We start from the raw sequence: 18121 nt of genomic DNA on the forward strand, positions 1-18121 counted from the left end.
CTAGGTAGTGTGGACTGGATAGGGGAAAAGAGGTAAAATAGAGGCATGAAAAGAAATGAAGGCATTCACCGGCACGATATAAGCGACGAGGCGTGGGAACGGATAAAAGAACTGCTGCCCGGACAGGCAGGGAAACGCGGGGGAGTGGCGAAAGATAACCGCCTGTTTATCAACGCGGTAGCGTGGCAGACGCGCACGGGCGCTCCGTGGAGGGATATACCGCCGGAATTCGGGAATTGGAACAGCATACACAAGCGGTTTTGTCGCTGGCGGGATAAGGGAATATGGAGAATGCTGGCGGACGCCGCAATAGGCGAGCCTGCCGGGGATATCTTTATGATAGATTCGACGTATATCAAGGCACACGCGGACGCATGCGGGGCACAAGGCGGCAGTCAGGACATTAGCCGCACAAAAGGGGGCTGAACAGCAAATTGCACTTGGTAGTCGACGAGTACGGGATGCCGGCAGGCGGCATTGTGACAAGCGGTACTGTCGCGGACTGTAGCCAGGCGCCTCTCCTTATGGAGGATTTGGAGGCGGAAGCGTTCCTTGCGGACAAAGCGTATGACACGAACGAACTGCTCGGCATGCTTAAGGAAGCGGATATAGCAGCCGTCATCCCTCCGGTTAAAAGCCGGAAAGAACAGAGAGCGTACAGTCATGAACTGTATCGGGTGCGGCACGTCATTGAAAACGTCTTCCGCGCCCTCAAGCGCTGGCGGGGAATTGCCACACGCTACGCAAAGCTCACCGCTTCCTTCATCGCCGCCATTCATGTCAGGTGTTTGTTTCTCTACCTTCCAGTCCACGCTACCTAGGCTTGCGAAACTCCCCCTGTTGGACTTGAACCAACGACCCAAGGATTAACAGTCCTTTGCTCTACCAACTGAGCTAAAGGGGAAAGAATTGCGCATAGTATACTGATGCGAAAAAAAATGTCAATTATTCCTTCGGGACGGCATTTTTGGCAACAGCGAAAATCTGCACATCTGTTTTGGAGGACACGGACGAAACACGGATATAGCCTCTGCGGAAATATTATGTTAAGGAGTGTTCACGCGGCGCAAAGTCATATTGATAATAGCCAGATAAATGAACGCGCTGAACATAGTGTCGAGCTTATCGTAACGGGTGCACACGCGGCGGAACGCCTTCAGTCGGCGGACGAAACGCTCAACGCCGTTTCGCTGTTTGTATAATTCGCGGTCATAGTCCCACGGCTCTTTGCGGCTGCGCATCGGCGGCACGACAGGAGCAAAGCCGGGCATTCTCTGCGAATGCCCGCGTTTTGTTATCCTCATATGCCCTGTCCATAAGCAGCGTAGTGCCTTCGCGTTTCCCGATGTTTCCTAGCAGCAACTGTCCTTTTTTCGCGTCGAAAGCGTTCCTTGCGGACAGGGCGCATGACACGAACGAACTGTTCGATATGCTTAAGGAAGCGGATATAGCAGCCGTCATCCCTCCGGTTAAAAGCCGGAAAGAGCAAAAAACATACAAACATGAATTGTATCGGGCACGGCACGTCATTGAAAGCGTCTCCGCGCCATCAAGCGCCAGCGGGGAATTGCCACGTGCTGCGCAAAGCTCACCGCTTCCTTATCGCCGCCATTCATATCAGGTGTTTGTTCCTCCACCTTCCAGTTCGCCCTACCTAGGATTGAAACCCTATCTTATGACGAATGTGGACGGTGCGCCGGAAAGGTCTGCAGGCCTACCGCCAAAGCCCAGCAGGAGGCGTTCGGCGGTAGGCTTTATCCCGCGAGTTCGCAAAGCAAACTCGGTAGTGCACTACGGCGTGCGGCAGTTTCTTGAGGAAACTCGGCATATAAGGTAAAACTGTATGCAGGAAACTTGCGGCACATTGTGCTGCGGGTGCTCGCGCTTGAGCGGGCGGAACCATTGCCGTGAAATCGGCGAATATAGCCTGTTTATCGCGGATTTTGAGCCGGAATCATCAAGGCGCAAAACGGCAGTGTAAAATGCCGAAGGAATCGCCTCAGGTGAATCGACAACCCGGAAACCGTTGAAGGAAAAGTTCTGGAAAAGAATAAAACATAATGAGACACGCTTTTTGTTTCGGTGTCGCAACCGACGCCGCCTCTGCGACAGACCCTGTTTCGCTTGAAACCGTGTATAAAACGGTATACAAAAAACTGCTTACCTTTTTGTATAAGCACCCACACTGTTTTTTTTCGTGGGCATTCGGCGGGGTAGAACTTGAACTGTACGCAAAATCGCACCCCGAGTTTATCAAGCTGCTATCCGAACTCGTCGACCGCGGGCAGTTGGAACTGCTGGGCGGCGGCTATTACGCGCCGGTCCTGCCGCTCCTGTTGCCGGTTGACCGCGCAGGGCAAATTGAACTGCTTACGACGCTTCAGCGAAAGTTGGTGGGGCGCCGACCCCGCGGCGTCGGGCTTTCCCCGAATATATGGGACCCGCTGCTTATTGATTCGTATAAAAGCTGCGTTATGGATTTTGCGCAGCTCGACGTTTCGCTTTTCCCCGTGCAGCTGCCGCGTTTTTCTCCGCTCATTTTGGAACATGCGGGAAAAACGGTCACGGCACTGCCGGTTCACCCGGAGCTTGCGCCGCGCTCGGAATCACCGGAATCGTATATCGTGCGGCTGATTCAAGCATATCCTCAAGACAATTCGCCGGATATGGTCGCGGTCTGCGCTGTGCCGCCGTGCGATATGCTGCCGCTTCTTGAAACAAATTGGCTTGAGCGATTCTGCGCGGCGCTGCCCGAAGAAATTGCGCTTACCGTTCCGTCCCGCTTTTTGAAAGAAGCCGAATTATTTGTTCCGGCGTATATTCCGTCCGGGATTTCCTATGCAGGCGCAAATCAGAGAAACATGCAGGATTATATGCAGGCGCACCCGTGCGTGCAAAACGTGTATTCCCGCATGATGCACGTCAGTTGCACGGTGAATCAATGCCGGGGAGATAAGGCGCGGAAAAAAGCCGCCCGTGAAAAACTGTGGGAAGCACAGACGGGGGGCGCATATCTTGCTGCCGGCGCGGGCACAAACAGCGACTTTCAAGCCGACGCGTACCGCAATTGTATTCAGGCTGAAAAACTCGTCCGTGAAGCAAGCGGGTTTTCCGCGTCTGCGCTTGCCTTTGATTTCGACAGCGACGGACACGCGGAATATGCGTATCAGCTCGACGCGTTTAACGCGTTTATCACTAAAAAAGGCGGCGCGGTTTTTGAGCTGGACGTGTTTAAGGCTTTGTTCAATTACTGCGGGGATTCCCTGCGGCTTTTTGTCGACTGCCTGCAGCCCGTCGGCACGCGCACGTTTGACGGCGAAACGGTTCTTTCGCGCTCGCTGTTTACTGAAGCATCATTTAAGCGCGTCAAAAAAGAAATCCGGCTGCAAAAAACCGCGCTATACGGCACGGACAGGCAGTGTGTTTTGCTCAAGAAAAATTTTTCAGCGTTTGAAACCGGCGTGCAGGTGCAGTACATTTTGAAAAACCTGAGTCCCGCTCCCTTATGCGCGGTTTTTGCGTCTTCTTCGTCGCTGCTCCTTCCGCTGGGCAAAGGAAAGCAGTGCAAAACGGAAGCCGTTGTGGAGCAGCAAAAACTTTCACTCAACACCGCGAAACTGTTTAATGCCGAAAGCGGCGTCGCCACCGTGCGAATCACCGACGCGGCGGACAGTGCGTCGTTTGTATTTGTGCCAAATGAAGAAGCGGGTTTCGCGTTCAAACCGCTGCCCGCCGGACAGCACACCTACGCAGTGGGCGGGACATTTTTTTGGGAAATTGCGCTTGAGCCTGACCGAGAAATGGAGAAGACGATTACGCTGACGATTCTGTCGCCGCGTAAAGGGGGAAAAGAAACGTGATATAGGAAAACCCCTTTGGAATACAAGTGGCTCTCTTTCACGTATGCTGCGTCGGCGCTAATTCTTTTTGAGCCAACACTGACTAGTTTTTAAGAAACACTAAGTAGTGCTGGGAACTAACTAGCCAGTTTTTAACCAGCGCTAGTTAGTGTTTAAGAAAAACTACATAATTTCTGACCAAAACTATATAGTTTTGAGAACTAATTAGCTAGTTTATGACTGGCACTAATTAGTTTTTGAACAGAACTAATTAGTGTCTAAGCAGAACCGGCGTGTTTTGGGCGCTTATACACCGGTTTTGTCTAAATCTTGCCCTGCGTGCGGACACGGAAAAAGAGGCTTTGCCGCTATGTCGAGTCTATTTAAGAAGTGTGGACGCATTCCAACCTGTGCGGTGTATAACTAGTCGGTCGGTGCAGCCTTGCGCGCCGCGGGTGTGCGGCGAATAGGCTTTGTCCCTATGCCGCGAGTTTGCGGCGCCCGCGGGTTTGCGGCAGTTTCCGGCAAAGGGGCTTTAGTTTCTCCGCCGCGCTCCTTCAAGGGGCTCGGACGTTCTGCTTTGTCGGACGCGCGTTCCGTGTAGAACCCTTCCTTCCAGTTGAAGCGCGACGTTTCGGGGAGCGCCAAGCCGCGGCGCAGCGCGCTCATAATCTGCCTCAGGGACTTTTTTTCTATATGCGTCTTCGACAGGTCGATTAAGAAGCGCGAGAACCCTTCGCCTTCGAGCAGGCGCGCCGCGTCTACCACCGAGAAGGGGTTGTCGCTCAGGATATACGAGCCGTCGTCAGACGAAAGCGCCTTGAACTGCGTCCCTTCCTTGTCGCTCAGATAGAGAAAGTCATACGAGGCGGGCAGCCTGAAGCGCATTCTGAACAACGCGGGATAGGCGAACACCGTAACCATGACGCGGCTCCGCACCGGCGGTTCGAACGTCTCCTTGAGGTTCCGGCGGGAGTTTTCGAGCGGCGTGATGAACGCGCCGATATGCTGGTTTTCAAGGTAGGAGACCGCCCAGCGGTTGAACGTGTACAGGTACGGTCCGGCGACCAGAAACGCGTCCGGCTCGGCGCGCCTGCCTTCGGAGCCGTCGGGCGCGTTCCGCAGCATAGAGAAGTGCGCGGGGTTGTTCACCACCCAGTTGGCATAGCCCGCTTCGCGCAGGTACGAGACGCGCTCGGACAGTTCCGCTTCGGCGGACTGCGGGCAGAACGGGTCGAGCGACAGGAACACCTGCTTCTTGGACACCGGCAGCGAGACGCCCCGCTCGCACAGGTCGGCGAGAGTCTCGTGGTTGAGCTCCAGAATCAGCCGCACGGGGCTTGCCGAAAGCGCCGCGCACAGGTCGCGTACCGTCGACGCCTGAATGTACACTCCCATAGGGAAGGGGGCGAGCTCGGTTCTGCCGACGGGCGTAATATCCAGCACGGGAAGCTCCTCCCGCTTCGGGCGCGCGCGGAAGCGGCGGAGGTCGCGGGGCAACAGGTGCACGTAGCGTTTGGTCGCCGATTTGGTTTGCAGCAGATACACGTCGTCCCCCGCCTGAAAGCCTTCGGGGACGTCCATTCGGAACGCGCCGCCGTCGCGGACGACCTCCCTGACCTTGTGGCTCGTGCGCCCCGAATCGTCCTTGCGGTGCAGGCGGACGGTGTCGCCGACGTCCGGCTCGTAGCTGCCGCCGTTCAGCGACGCGAAGCCGTCCTTCACCGATCTGAGTTTGCCGAGCCATATTCCCGTGCCCCCCGCCTGCGCGGGATTCAGCGTCCCCTCCGCGACCGCCTCGCTCCCTGCGGCGTAGCGGCTCGGGGCAAAGTCGTGCCAGAAGCGGGTCTTCCGCCTGCCGAAATCGGAGGACAGCATTCGCTTCCCCGCCGCGAGCGTGCCCTTCGGGTCTCCGCGCCAGTGGTCGAGCATATAGCGGTACGCCGCCGTTACGCTGCCGACGTATTCGGCGCTCTTCATCCTGCCCTCGATTTTGAACGCGTCGACGCCGGCTTCCACGAGGGCGGGAATCCGGTCGATAAGCTCCAAGTCGTTCGGGGAAAAGAAGTAGCCGGCGGAATAGGACGCGGAGCCCTCCGCCGTGTACCGGCGGCGGCAGGCTTGGGTGCACGCGCCGCGGTTCGCGGATTTGCCGCCGAGGAAGCTGGAGAAAAGGCACAGTCCCGACTCGCTCACGCAGAGCGAGCCGTGCACGAAGACTTCGATTTCGGCGCTCGTGCCGGCTTTGACCGCGCGGATTTCGGCGGCGCACAGCTCGCGGGCAAGCACGGCGCGGCGCACGCCCGATTTGCCGAGCAGGTTCACCGCGCGGGCGGACGCCGCGTTGAGCTGGGTGGAGGCGTGCATGCGGAGGCCGGGGAAGAACTCGTTCGTCATGCGGATGACGCCCAGGTCCTGCACGATGATGCCGTCGGGCGCGAGGCGCTCAAGGTAGGCGAGGAAGCGGTACAGCTCCTCCGTCTCGCGCTCCTCGCACACGGCGTTCACCGTTATGTAGAGCTTCCTGCCGAAGCGGTGCAGCGTCTGCGCCGCCGCTTCCGCCTCCGCCCACGTGAAGTTCGCGCTCCGCAGGCGGGCGTTGAAGGTTTTCAGCCCCAGGTATACCGCGTCGGCGCCTTCGCTCAGCGCCGCGTCGAGCGCTTCGGGCGTGCCCGCGGGCGCAACTAATTCAGCCATACGGCACTATACCACGCAAGCCTTCGGCGCGCTACCGCCCGCCTGTAGGTATAGCGCACAGGCAAGCGCCGACTGGGACTGCCGAAACGGAGAGAAAGGGAGCGGGCAAAGCCCGTTCCCTTTCTCGTCTCATAGGGGAAGCGGGTTTGCCGCTTTCCCTATGACGGCTCTCGGTGGCGTCATGACGCACACGCAGGACAGAGGCTCTGTCTAGGGCAGGACAGAGACACTGTTCTAGCCTAACGAGAGGCTCTCGTGTGGGCGAACGAGAGGCTCTCGTGTGGGCGAACGAGAGGCTCTCGTGTGGGCGGACGAGAGGCTCTCGTGTGGGCGAACGAGAGGCTTTCGTGTGAGCGGACGAGAGCCTCTGTTCTAGCCTAACGAGAGGCGCTCTCGTGAGCGGGGAGGCGGAAACGCCTTCCCGCCCTTACGTTACCCTTACGGGTAACGTTCGAGTTTCTTGAGGGAACTGCCGCAAGCCTACGGCTTGCTTACCGAGTTTGCTTACGCAAACTCGCGGCGCATAGAGGCAGACGCAAAAGAGCAGGACAAAACGCCCTGCTCTTTTTTATGCCCGCGTGTGCGCGGGAATTGAAGTATTGACTAGCTGCGGACGCGGGATTATAATAGCACAACGCGGCGGGGACAGAAGCGATTCGCCCCGGCGCGGTGTTTAGCGTTATATGCACACGGCGCCGTGCGCGCACGAGGCAGTAACAACGGTTCTATAAGGAGTTCTCAAATGAACAAAACAAGAAACGCAGTGCTCGGCATTGTCTCGGCTCTCGCGCTGGCGGCAGGCGCGGGTTTCGCGCTGTATTCCTGCGACGGGTTCGCGGACGCGGCGGCTCAGGCAACCGACGATGCTGCCGACGCCGGCAGGTTTGGACGCAACCACCTCGGGTACACTATTCGCGGTCCGAAGGGGGGGGTAAACTACGTGTTTTTTACAAGCGAAATAGGTAACCTTGACGAGGACTATGTTCTTGGAACCGACAGGACGGTGCACGTTGAGCGCTGGGGGGATTACCTCCGCAAGGAACTGGAAGCCGCCGGGATAACGGTTACCGACTCCTACAGCACGAGCAAAGCCGGGGAGTCTTGCTGGGTGGAGTTTAACCTGAAAGAAATCGTAGAGTTTGAGCAGTACTGGTACTAAAGAGACACGGCGGACGGAGAGGCGCAGAGCAGGGCGGAGAGGCGGACAACGCTTCCCGCCTTTTTTTGCGCCCAGCGAGTTTGCTTTGCAAACTCGGTAGCACGCTACGGCGTGCGACAGTTTCTTGAGGAAACTCGGTATAGAGGCAGACGCAAAAGAGCAGGACAAAACGCCCTGCTCTTTTTTTATGCCCGCCCTTGCAGGCGCCTCATGCCCGCCCGTACAGGTGCCTCATGCCCGCCCGTGCAGGTGCCTCGTGCACGCCCGTGCAGGTGCCTCATGCCCGTCCGTGCAGGGGATCGCCGCAAACTCGCTTGGCACAGAGGCTCTCGCGTGAGCGGACGAGAGGCTCTCGTGTGGGCGAACGAGAGCCTCTCGGCAATGCCGCCCGCCCCCGCTTCTTTTACTAGCCGCTTGCCTCTATGCAGAGTTTGCCGTGCGCTTGCAGCGTGCGGCAAACTCGACCGTTACCCGCAAGGGTAACGCCGCGCCTATATGCCGTTCGCCATTCTTTCCTTATATGCCGCGAGTGTGCGCTATCCGGCATAGGGGTAAGTGTCCGCGCTCTATGTCTTCGCCCATAGGCAAAGCATAAACGCCCACCTCTATGTCGAGTTCCTTCAAGGAACTCGAACGTTACCCGCAGGGTAACGCAGAACTCGGACGTTCGGCTACCGCCGAACGCGTTTGCGCGGGCTGCGCTTTCCTGCTATCGTGGCGCCGTGACCAAGAACCTGACGCTGCTCCTGGCTCTGTCCGAGATGAGCTTCCTGACCTTCCGGGAGAAACTCGTCCTCGAATCAAACCTTGACACGGCGCGGGAGCTCGCACTACTGTCTGTCGGCGATATATCGGCGCTGGCGGGGCGGGCTGTGCGGTCAAAGGCGTGGCGGAACGCCGATATCGAGCGGCGGGTTGCCCAAATCGCGCTCGTCGCGGAACGGTACGGCATGCATTGCGTGGGCCACGGCGACGAAGCCTATCCCGCCCTGCTCCGCGCGCTGTTCGACCCGCCGTTCCTGCTGTATTGCCGCGGGGACTGTGCCGCGCTGAACGCGCCGTGCGTGTCGGTGGTCGGCACGCGGAAGCCGACGCGGGCGGGCGTTGAGGCGGCGCGTCAATTTGCGGCGGATGCGGCGCGCGACGGCCTTACCGTCGTGTCGGGGCTGGCGTTCGGAATCGACGCCGCCTCCCACGCGGGCGCGCTCGACGGCAACGGGAAGACGGCGGCGGTGCTGGCAAGCGGCGCGGACGTGCTTTCGCCCCGGTCGAACCGGCGGCTCGGCGGCATGATTATCTCGCGCGGCGGCTGCGTCGTCAGCGAATACGCGCCCGGCACGGAGGCGACAAAGTGGCGCTTCCCGCAGCGGAACCGCGTCATTTCGGGACTGTCCCCCGCGACGGTGATAATCGAGGCGCCGGGGGCGTCGGGCGCGCTTATCACGGCGGATTTCGCGCTTGAGCAGGGACGCGACGTGTACTTCCACGAACTGGCGCTCCAAGGGGCGACGCTTCAGGATACGGCGGGCAGCGCGGCGGAGCCGATGAAACGTTCGGCGGCGCGGTATTGCCGAGACGGCGCCCCGGTCATACGTTCGTATGCCGATTACCGCGAGGCGGCGCTGAACGCGCCGGGCAGACCGCACGGCGGGCAAGGCGAACTGGATTTCTCTGACATTATGGAATAAACCTCGGGGTTTTCGGAAAAGGCGGATAAGGAACAGGCATGACGGGAACAAAAGCGGCAGCGGCGCAATCGGCGGCGAAAAAGGCGCAGCCGGCTATAAAAGCGGTACGGAAGCCCAAGCCGGCGAAAGGCGCAAAAACTCCGGTGCGCAAAAACACGCTGGTTATTGTGGAGTCTCCGGCGAAGGCGAAGACGATAGAGAAATACCTCGGCAAGGGCTACACCGTAAAGGCGTCTATGGGGCACGTCATCGACCTGCCCAAGTCGCGCATGGCGGTCGACATAGACCACGGCTTTGAGCCTGAATACATTACGGTGAAGGGGCGGGCAAAAATCCTCCAGGAGCTGCGGCAGGACGCGAAGAAGTCGGACGCGGTGCTGCTCGCAAGCGATAACGACCGCGAGGGGGAGGCTATCGCGTGGCACCTGCGGAACTCTATTGCGGAGAAGACCGCCGCGCCGATACAGCGAATCGTGTTCAACGAGATTACGCCGGGCGCGATTGCCGAGGCGGTGAAGCACCCCGCCGACATAGACGAGGCGAAGGTGAACGCGCAGAAGGCGCGGCGCGTGCTCGACCGGCTCGTGGGCTACAACCTCTCGCCGCTTTTGTGGAAGAAGGTGAAGAACGGGCTTTCCGCCGGACGCGTGCAGTCGGTGGCGCTCCGCCTGATTTGCGAGCGCGAAGACGAGGCGGAACGCTTCATTCCCGAAGAGTATTGGACGCTTGAGGCGGGCTTTGTCAAAGGCAGGGCGAAGTTTGCCGCGCAGCTCGCGCAGTACCGCGGTGAAAAGCCGGAACTCAAGGACGAACAGTCGGCGCAGGCGATTATCGCCGACATTACAGGCGCCGCCTGCGTCGTATCCGACGTCAAGACGACGGAAAAGAGCCTGAAGCCCAAGCCGCCGTTCACCACCTCGACGCTGCAGCAGGCGGCGGCGAACCGGCTCGGTTTTGTCTCCCGCAAGACGATGGTCCTTGCCCAGCAGTTATACGAAGGAATCAGCGTCGGGCACGAGCGCGTCGGGCTTATCACCTATATGCGTACCGATTCGGTGCGCATTTCCGCCGTTGCGCTCGCCGAAGTCCGCGAGTGGATTCAGGGCGCGTATCCCGCCGAACTGCCGCCGCAGGCAAACGAATACGCGGTCGGGGCGAAGGCGCAGGACGCGCACGAAGGAATCCGCCCGACGTATGTGAAGTACACGCCGGATTCGATGAAGGGATACCTCGACCGCGACCAGTTCCGCCTGTACAGCATTATCTGGGAGCGCTTCGTGTCGAGCCAAATGACCAACGCGCTGAGCCGGACGACGAGCGCGGATATTGCGGCGGGGGAGGCGGTGTTCCGCGCCTCGGCGACGACGCTGGCGGAGAAGGGTTTTTGCCGCGCGCTCAAGGTGCTGGCAGCGAAAGAGGGCACGGGCGGCTCGCTCCCCGCGCTTGCCGTCGGCGAGACGCTGGAACCCGGCACGTTTCGCCCCGAACAGCATTTCACGCAGGGTCCCGCCCGCTATACCGACGCGTCGATAGTGAAGCTGCTTGAAGAAAAAGGAATCGGGCGCCCCTCGACCTATGCGCCGATTATCAGCGTGCTCCTGACGCGGTATTACGTGACGCGGAGCAACAAGCAGCTCGTGCCGACGGCGCTGGGGCGGATTATAAACGGGATACTCGTCGAGTCGTTTTCCGACGTGGTGAATGAGAACTTTACGGCGGAAATTGAACAGAAACTCGACGGCGTGGAAGAGCAGGCGGAGGACTGGGTAAAGCTGGTCGGCGAAGTGTTCTTTCCGTTCCGCGAGCAGGTGGAGCGCGTCATGGCGACGCAGGAAAGCGTGAAGGGCACATTCGACGAAAATACCGGCGAGACGTGCGAGAAGTGCGGCCGCCCAATGCTGAAAAAACTCGGCAGGTACGGCTTTTTCTTGTCGTGCTCCGGCTTCCCCGAATGCCGGAACGCCAAATCCCTGCCGCTGGCGAAGTGCCCCAAATGCGGCAAAGGCGACATTATCTCGCGGCGGACGGCGCGCGGGCGGGGACGGGAGTTTTACGGCTGCACGAACTATCCCGAATGTGACTTCCTGACGCATTCCAAGCCGCTCAACGCGGCGTGCCCGCAGTGCGGCTGGTTCATGGTGGAGAAGCACGACAAGAAGAACGGCTCGTACAAGGCGTGCATAAACCCGGACTGCACATACCTGCATTCGGCTGACGAAGAACCCGCGCCGGAGCTTACGGGCACGGGCGAGCCATGACGCCGCGCCGAGGCGTTGGCGGTACACTGACAAACTCTGGCGGTATGCCGTTAGGCGCTGCTTTTTTGTCAGAAAGCCTCTTGTCGGCTTTGCTTTCCGCCCTCCTCCCGCACGCCTTTGCCAGCCCGTAAACGAGGCGATAGACAGTGCGCCCAAACCATATTGCCCGATTTTATGCGTTGCCTCTCTGCTGTACCTTCTGTGCGTGTCTGACACTTGTGTTCGGTTCCTGCGCCCCAAAACGGCAGGCGGCAGTTCCGGCGCCACTCGCGCCCAAAACCGTCGCCGCGCTCTCGTCCTCTATCGCGGAAATGTGGCTTTTGGCGGGCGGCTCGCTCGCGGGGGTCAGCGCCGACGCATTTGCTGCGGAGCGCGGCTTCGCGCTTCCCGGCGGGGTTGCCAACCTCGGCGGCGTCTTTTCGCCCAGCGCGGAGCGGCTGCTCGACCTGAAGCCTGATTTGGTACTGCTGTCCCGCGATATTGCCGCGCACCGCTCCCTTGCCAAAACCCTGCGGGCGGCGCATATTCCGGCACTGCTCGTCAAAGTCGAGACGCTGGACGAGTATCTCTCCGCGCTGCGGGATTTTACGGGCATAACGGGGGACGCGGCGGCGTTCGAGCGGAACGGGCAACGGGTACGGGAACAGGCAGACGCGTTGCTTGCCCGGCTTCCGGCGGACAAAGGGCGGAAATCGGCGCTGTTTTTCCGCGCCTATTCGTCGGGCATTACCGCTATTACGGGCGAGCACCAAGTGTGCGCCATTCTGTCGGACATAGGGGTAGATGTCGTGGGCGGCGGAACGGCGGGCGGCAGGACTTCCGCGCTGAATGTGTCCGTCGAGCATATCATCGAGGCAAACCCCGACTTTATCTTCGCGGTGTTTCAGGGCGACGAGGACAAAGCGCGCGCGTCGTTTGCCGCCTCGTTCGCGGCGCACCCGGCGTGGGCAAGCCTGCGGGCGGTGCGGGATGGGCGCTTCATCGTGCTGCCGAAAGCGCTGTTCCACTTTAAGCCGAACAGTCGGTGGGCTCAGGCGTATGAGCACCTGCTCAGAATCGTGTACCCCGAAACGTATGCGGCGGAATAAGGCCGCCGCATATATCCTCTGCGGCATAAGCGCCGCCGCGCTGTTCCTGCTGAGCCTTTCGGCGGGGGCGGCACGGGTCGGCGTCGGGGACGTAGTCCGCTGGCTTTCGGGCGGCGCTATTCCCGAATCATCCCGCATTATCCTTGCCTACGTCCGGCTGCCGCGCAACGCCGCCGCGTTTATGTGCGGGGGGGCGCTCGCGCTGTCGGGGCTGCTGCTGCAGTCTGGGCTGAACAACCCGCTCGCGTCGGCGGGGACCGTCGGGGTCAACGCCGGCGCGGGCTTCAGCGCGGTGCTCGCCTCCGTGCTGTTCCCCGGCGCGTTCGCCGCGAAGCCCGCCGCCGCATTCATGGGTGCGTTCTCGACCGCGCTGCTGGTATACGGCGTTGCAAAGCGCATAGGCGCGTCGCGGAACGTCATAATCCTGACGGGAATCGCCCTGTCGAGCCTGCTGTCCGCCGCGCTCGACGCGACGGTTACGCTCAAGCCGGACAGCGTGCTCGACCGCGCCGCGTTCTTTATCGGCGGCTTCGCGCACGCCGAGCTTGCGCCGCTCCGGTACGCGCTGCCCTGCATTGCGGCGGGCGCGGTCGGCGCGGCGCTCCTCGCCCCGTTCCTGAACGCGCTGTCGCTTGGGGACGAAGTCGCGCACTCGCTCGGCGTCCCGGTCGCCGCCTGCCGCTTCCTTTCCCTGCTGTGCGCGACGCTGCTAGCGTCGGCGGCGGTATGCGTCGCGGGGCTGCTGGGCTTCGCGGGCTTGCTCGTCCCCCACGCCGCCCGCTTCCTCGTCGGGCGCGACCACAAGGCGCTCGTGCCCTTCGCCGCGCTCTCGGGCGGCGTGCTGGTGCTGGGCTGCGACCTGCTCGCCCGCGTCATATTCGCGCCGTATGAGCTGCCGGTGGGAATCCTGCTGTCGTTTCTGGGCGCACCGTTCTTCCTGTTCCTCCTGTTCCGCAAAGCGCGGGGAGGCGCGGGGTGAGCGGCACCTTCCTCCGCCTGCAAGGGGCGGGAATCGGCTACGGGAAAACGCCGCTCCTGTCCGGCGTGTGCGCCGAGTTCCGGCAGGGCGACTTTGCCTGCGTCGTCGGCAGGAACGGCAGCGGCAAATCGACGCTGCTGCGCGCGCTGGCGGGAATCATCCCGTATACGGGCAGCATTGCGCTCGGCAGCATTGCGCCCGGCGGCGCGGAAAGCCGGGAACTGCGCGCCGTGCCGCACGGGGAGCGCGCCCGCAGGCTGTCGTACCTGCCGCAGACGCGCCCCGTTCCGGCTATGGACGTGCGGACGCTGCTCGCGCACGGGCGCTTTCCACATATGGGCTTTTCCAAGACGCTTTCCCCCGCGGACCGGGCGAAAATCGCGGACGCGGCGGCGCTGGCGGGGGTCGGCGGCTTGCTTGACCGCAGCGTGGCGTCGCTTTCGGGCGGGGAACGGCAACGGGCGTATATCGCGCTCGCGGTGGCGCAGGACGCGGACCTGATTCTGCTCGACGAGCCGGCGACCTATCTGGACGTCGCCTGTCAGCTTGAGATAATGAAACTCCTGCGGGCGCTGCACCGGAGCGGCAAAGGAATCGTCATGGTGTCGCACGATTTGCCGCAGGCGTTTACCGTCGGGGAGCGCATATTCGTCGCCGCGAACGGCGCGCTGTTCCCGCTGGGGAGTCCGGGCGAAGCGGCGCGAAACGGCATGATAGCGGAGACCTTCGGCGTATGCGTGGAAGCGGCGCAGGGAAGCCGCGAGGTGTACGCGTTCGGCTTGCGCCGAACGTCCGAGTTTCTTGAGGAAACTCGGTCCTTACCCGTGCGGAGCGCGGGTAAGGCGAAACACGGGCACTTCACGACCCCTGACACGGGCACTTCACGACCCCTGACACGGGCACCAAGAGAGTCGTTGACGGGCATGAAGCGTTGCCCGTGCGGGGAGGGATAGGGGCGACGGGCATAAAAAAGGCGGGAGCAGCTTCGCGGCAACTCCCGCCTCTTCCTACTTGCGCTCTCGCGCGTTCGGGGTTCTTAAGGAATTCGCGCATAGTATACGATGCGCGCGCGGGAATGTCAAAACGAAACTTCGGCAGTTCCGCGGGCGGTTTCCTCCGCGCGTCAGTCCGCAGGGGAACGGGCTATGCCGTCATAGGGAAAGCGGCAAAATCGCTTCCCCTCCTCTTCGGTAATCCCGCCCGGCAGATGCCCGTCCTCTACGCGCCGCGAGTTTGCAGTAAACGGACACTGCCTATAGGTCTCGCCGTTATGCCAAGCGAGTTTGCAAAGCAAACTCGGTAGCACGCCTTTGGCGTGCGGCAAACTCGGGCGTTACCCCGCGCTCTGCGCGGGCAACGCCGCCGGCTTGAAGCGCTTCAGCCGCAGCGCGTTGCTCACCACCGACACCGAGCTCAGGCTCATGGCGGCGGCGGCGAATATCGGGTTGAGGAGCGGACCGCCGAACAGGTGCAGCACGCCCGCCGCGACCGGTATGCCGACGGTGTTGTAGCCGAAGGCCCAGAACAGGTTCTGCTTAATGTTGCGTATCGTCTTCTTGCTCAGGTCTATAGCGGTCGCCACGTCCAAAAGGTCGCTCCGCATGAGCACGATGTCCGCGCTCTCCATAGCCACGTCGGTGCCGTTCCCGATAGCGATGCCGACGTCCGCCTGCGCCAGCGCGGGCGCGTCGTTTATGCCGTCGCCGACCATAGCCACCGTGCGTCCCTCGCCCTGCAGCTTCTTCACCTCGGCGGCTTTGTCCTGCGGCAGCACTTCGGCAAGCACGCGGTCTATTCCCGCCTGCCGCGCAATTGCCGCCGCGGTCCTCGCGTTGTCGCCGGTGAGCATGGCGACCTGTATACCCATTCGGCGCAGCGTTTCGACCGCCGCCCTGCTCGACGGTTTCACCACGTCCGCCACTGCGATGATTCCCGCGAGCAGTCCGCCTTCCGCGGCGAACATAGGCGTCTTCCCCTCGCCCGCAAGCCGCTCCGCCTCCGCCGCGCAGTCCCCCAGCGCGACTCCCCGCTCCTCCATAAGCTTCCGGTTCCCGACCAGCATATCGCCGTCGGCAAAGCGCGCCTCTATTCCCCGCCCCGTCAGCGACGCGAAGTCGTCCGGCGCGGGCAGCTCCAGCCCCCGCGTTTCCGCCTCCCGCACGAGCGCCTGCCCCAGCGGGTGCTCAGACCCCTTTTCCGCGCCCGCCGCCCGCGCCAAAAGCCCGTCCTCCGTCAGCGCCCCCGCGCCTTCCGCCAGCACTATGTCCGTTACCCGCGGCTTGCCCTCGGTGAGCGTGCCGGTCTTGTCGAACACGACCGTGGTGATTTTGTGCGCGGTCTCCAGCGCCTCGCCGCCCTTAATCAGAATGCCGTTCTCCGCGCCCTTGCCCGTGCCGACCATAATCGCCGTCGGCGTGGCGAGTCCGAGCGCGCAGGGGCAGGCTATGACCAGCACCGATATGAACACGGTGAGCGCGAAGCGGAGCGGGAGGTATCCGGCGGGGAGCAGCGCGGGGTTGTGGAGCGACGCAACGTACCACGCGGCGCCGGCGAGGAGCGCAACGGCGCAGACGACGGGCACAAACACGCCCGCGACCACGTCCGCCAGCTTGGCTATAGGCGCCTTTGAACCCTGCGCGTCCTCCACCAGGCGGATAATCTGCGCGAGCGCGGTGTCGGCGCCCACCTTGTCCGCCCGAAAGCGGAACGCGCCCGTCGCGTTGAGCGTCGCGGCGTACACCGCGTCCCCCGCCTTCTTGCCCACCGGCATGCTCTCGCCCGTAAGCATAGACTCGTCGATAGCCGTGCGCCCTTCGAGCACCGTGCCGTCCACGGGGATCTTCGCGCCCGGCTTTACGGATATGACGTCTCCGGGCACCACCTCGTCTATAGGGATTTCCTGCTCCGCGCCGTCCTTCCCGACGACGAGCGCGGTCTTCGGCTGCAGCCCCATAAGCTTCTTAATCGCCTCGCCCGTGCGCCCCTTCGACACCGCCTCGAGCGACTTGCCGAGCAGAATCAGCGTGATGATGACCGCCGCCGACTCGAAGTACAGCGAGTCGACCGCGCCGAAGCTGCCCAAAGCGATGTGCGCCGTATTGTAGAGCGAATATAACACCGCCGCCGTCGTGCCGACCGCAATCAGGCTGTCCATATTCGGGCTCCGCGCAAGGAGCGCCTTGTAGCCGACGACGTAGAAGCGGTAGCCCACCGCTATCACCGGCAGCGCGAGCAGCAGCTCGGTGAGCGCGTAGACGAAAGGGAAGCTCATAGGGCGGAGCGCCGCGGGGAACGGCAGCCGGAACGCCGTAATCATCGGCGCCATAGCAATATACAGGAGCGGCAGGCTGAACGCCGCGGCGACGGCGAACTTTGTCCAGAGCGTCCTGACGGCTTTCGCCTTGCGGAGCGCGTCCGCGTCCGCCCCGGCGCTGTCCGGCACGGCGTAGCCCGCCTTCTCGACCGCCGCCTTTATCGCCGAGAGCCGCACCGCCTCCGCGTCATACGACACCGACGCCTTTTCCGTGGCGAGGTTCACCACCGCGCGCTCGACCCCCGCCACCGCGCGGATAGCCTTTTCAACCCGCCCCACGCAGGCGGCGCAGGTCATGCCGCCGATAGGTATTGTCTGTGTTGTCATAGTTATGCCTCCGTCCGAGTCCCTTCAGGGGACTTGCCGGATACTATATGCCGTTCTTGCGCATAAGATAAGAGCCTTGCGTTCCGCGTTACCCTACGGGTAACGTTCGAGTTCCCTGAAGGAACTCGACAGAGAGGTGGGCGTTTATGCTTTGCCTGTAGGTGAAGACATAGAGCGCGGACACTTACCCCTATGCCGAATAGCGCACACTCGCGGTATATAAGGAAAGAATGGCGAACGGCATACAGGCGCGGCGTTACCCTTGCGGGTAACGGTCGAGTTTGCCGCACGCTGCAAGCGCACGGCAAACTCTGCATAGAGGCAAGCGGCTAGTAAAAGAAGCGGGGGCGGGCGGCATTGCCGAGAGCCTCTCGTCCGCCCACACGAGAGCCTCTGTGCCAAGCGAGTTTGCGGCGATCCCCTGCACGGGCAGGCACGAGACGCCTGCACGGGCAGGCACGAGACACCTGCTAGGCAGTGTGGACTAAAGAAAGGAAAAGAGGTAAAATAGGAGCATGAAAGGAAATAAAGGCATTCACCGGCACGATATAAGCGACGAGGCGTGGGAACGGATAAAAGAACTGCTGCCCGGACAGGCAGGGAAGCACGGGGGAGTGGCGAAAGACAACCGCTTGTTTATTAACGCGGTAGCGTGGCAGACGCGCACGGGCGCTCCGTGGAGGGATATACCGCCAGAATTCGGAAATTGGAACAGCATACACAAGCGGTTTTGCCGCTGGCGGGACAAGGGAATATGGAGAATGCTGGCGGAC

General features: G+C 61.6%; 15 protein-coding genes and 1 tRNA gene. 12 read left to right on the forward strand and 4 right to left on the reverse strand.

Annotated features, from left to right (window positions below; translation table 11 throughout):
* Nucleotides 1-45: 45 nt before the first annotated feature.
* A protein-coding gene (locus tag AWU74_RS09785; RefSeq protein WP_162504616.1) for an IS5 family transposase occupies nt 46-821 on the forward strand; the annotation gives its coding sequence in 2 pieces (ribosomal slippage) (nt 46-424 and nt 424-821; 777 coding nt in all).
* A gap of 10 nt (nt 822-831) precedes the next feature.
* Here the strand turns inward: AWU74_RS09785 and AWU74_RS00995 are convergent.
* Nucleotides 832-904, reverse strand: a tRNA-Asn gene (locus tag AWU74_RS00995).
* A 142-nt stretch (nt 905-1046) separates the two neighbouring features.
* Nucleotides 1047-1304 (reverse strand): transposase, encoded by a 258-nt coding sequence (locus AWU74_RS01000; protein WP_162504617.1) that lies wholly within the window; start codon nt 1302-1304, stop codon nt 1047-1049.
* A gap of 41 nt (nt 1305-1345) precedes the next feature.
* Between AWU74_RS01000 and AWU74_RS09790 the strand changes: the two genes are divergently transcribed.
* The 3 genes from AWU74_RS09790 to AWU74_RS01005 all read left to right on the forward strand — a co-directional run bounded on the left by AWU74_RS09790 (nt 1346) and on the right by AWU74_RS01005 (nt 3860).
* Nucleotides 1346-1837: a transposase gene (locus tag AWU74_RS09790; protein WP_162504618.1), complete on the forward strand. Its 492-nt coding sequence runs from the start codon at nt 1346-1348 to the stop codon at nt 1835-1837.
* A gap of 6 nt (nt 1838-1843) precedes the next feature.
* Nucleotides 1844-1981 (forward strand): hypothetical protein, encoded by a 138-nt coding sequence (locus AWU74_RS11345; RefSeq protein WP_187150770.1) that lies wholly within the window; start codon nt 1844-1846, stop codon nt 1979-1981.
* Nucleotides 1982-2060: 79 nt separating this feature from the next.
* Complete coding sequence (locus AWU74_RS01005) at nt 2061-3860, forward strand: polysaccharide deacetylase family protein (RefSeq protein ID WP_062326744.1); 1800 nt, start codon at nt 2061-2063, stop codon at nt 3858-3860.
* Nucleotides 3861-4262: 402 nt separating this feature from the next.
* Here AWU74_RS01005 and AWU74_RS01010 read toward each other — a convergent pair whose 3' ends face one another.
* The gene (locus AWU74_RS01010) at nt 4263-6536 is read right to left on the reverse strand and encodes a peptidase U32 family protein (RefSeq protein ID WP_062326746.1); all 2274 of its coding nucleotides are present in this window, start codon (nt 6534-6536) and stop codon (nt 4263-4265) included.
* A gap of 742 nt (nt 6537-7278) precedes the next feature.
* Between AWU74_RS01010 and AWU74_RS01015 the strand changes: the two genes are divergently transcribed.
* The 7 genes from AWU74_RS01015 (at nt 7279) to AWU74_RS12545 (ending at nt 15011) form a co-directional block, all read left to right on the forward strand.
* Nucleotides 7279-7695 (forward strand): hypothetical protein, encoded by a 417-nt coding sequence (locus AWU74_RS01015; RefSeq protein ID WP_062326748.1) that lies wholly within the window; start codon nt 7279-7281, stop codon nt 7693-7695.
* A 722-nt stretch (nt 7696-8417) separates the two neighbouring features.
* Complete coding sequence (dprA, locus tag AWU74_RS01020; protein WP_062326749.1) at nt 8418-9383, forward strand: DNA-processing protein DprA; 966 nt, start codon at nt 8418-8420, stop codon at nt 9381-9383.
* Nucleotides 9384-9421: 38 nt separating this feature from the next.
* Entirely contained in the window at nt 9422-11641 is a 2220-nt protein-coding gene (gene topA, locus AWU74_RS01025; RefSeq protein ID WP_162504619.1) for a type I DNA topoisomerase, read from the forward strand.
* A gap of 218 nt (nt 11642-11859) precedes the next feature.
* A complete protein-coding gene (locus tag AWU74_RS01030; RefSeq protein ID WP_162504620.1) occupies nt 11860-12729 on the forward strand; it encodes an ABC transporter substrate-binding protein in 870 nt (289 codons plus the stop codon).
* The gene (locus AWU74_RS01035; RefSeq protein ID WP_062326753.1) at nt 12716-13708 is read left to right on the forward strand and encodes a FecCD family ABC transporter permease; all 993 of its coding nucleotides are present in this window, start codon (nt 12716-12718) and stop codon (nt 13706-13708) included. Before AWU74_RS01030 ends, AWU74_RS01035 begins: the two co-directional genes overlap by 14 nt.
* Nucleotides 13705-14661, forward strand: coding sequence for an ABC transporter ATP-binding protein (locus AWU74_RS01040; RefSeq protein WP_062326754.1), 957 nt, complete (start codon nt 13705-13707; stop codon nt 14659-14661). Before AWU74_RS01035 ends, AWU74_RS01040 begins: the two co-directional genes overlap by 4 nt.
* A 122-nt stretch (nt 14662-14783) precedes the next feature.
* Nucleotides 14784-15011 (forward strand): hypothetical protein, encoded by a 228-nt coding sequence (locus AWU74_RS12545; protein ID WP_238580112.1) that lies wholly within the window; start codon nt 14784-14786, stop codon nt 15009-15011.
* 30 nt (nt 15012-15041) lie between these two features.
* Here the strand turns inward: AWU74_RS12545 and AWU74_RS01050 are convergent, their stop codons facing one another.
* Nucleotides 15042-17348, reverse strand: a complete 2307-nt coding sequence (locus AWU74_RS01050; RefSeq protein WP_062326758.1) for a heavy metal translocating P-type ATPase — start codon at nt 17346-17348, stop codon at nt 15042-15044.
* Nucleotides 17349-17863: 515 nt separating this feature from the next.
* Here AWU74_RS01050 and AWU74_RS01055 point away from each other — a divergent pair.
* On the forward strand, nt 17864-18121 hold a 258-nt coding region (locus AWU74_RS01055; RefSeq protein WP_162504621.1), incomplete at its 3' end, for a transposase.

The sequence above is a fragment of the Treponema endosymbiont of Eucomonympha sp. genome, assembly GCF_001028545.1.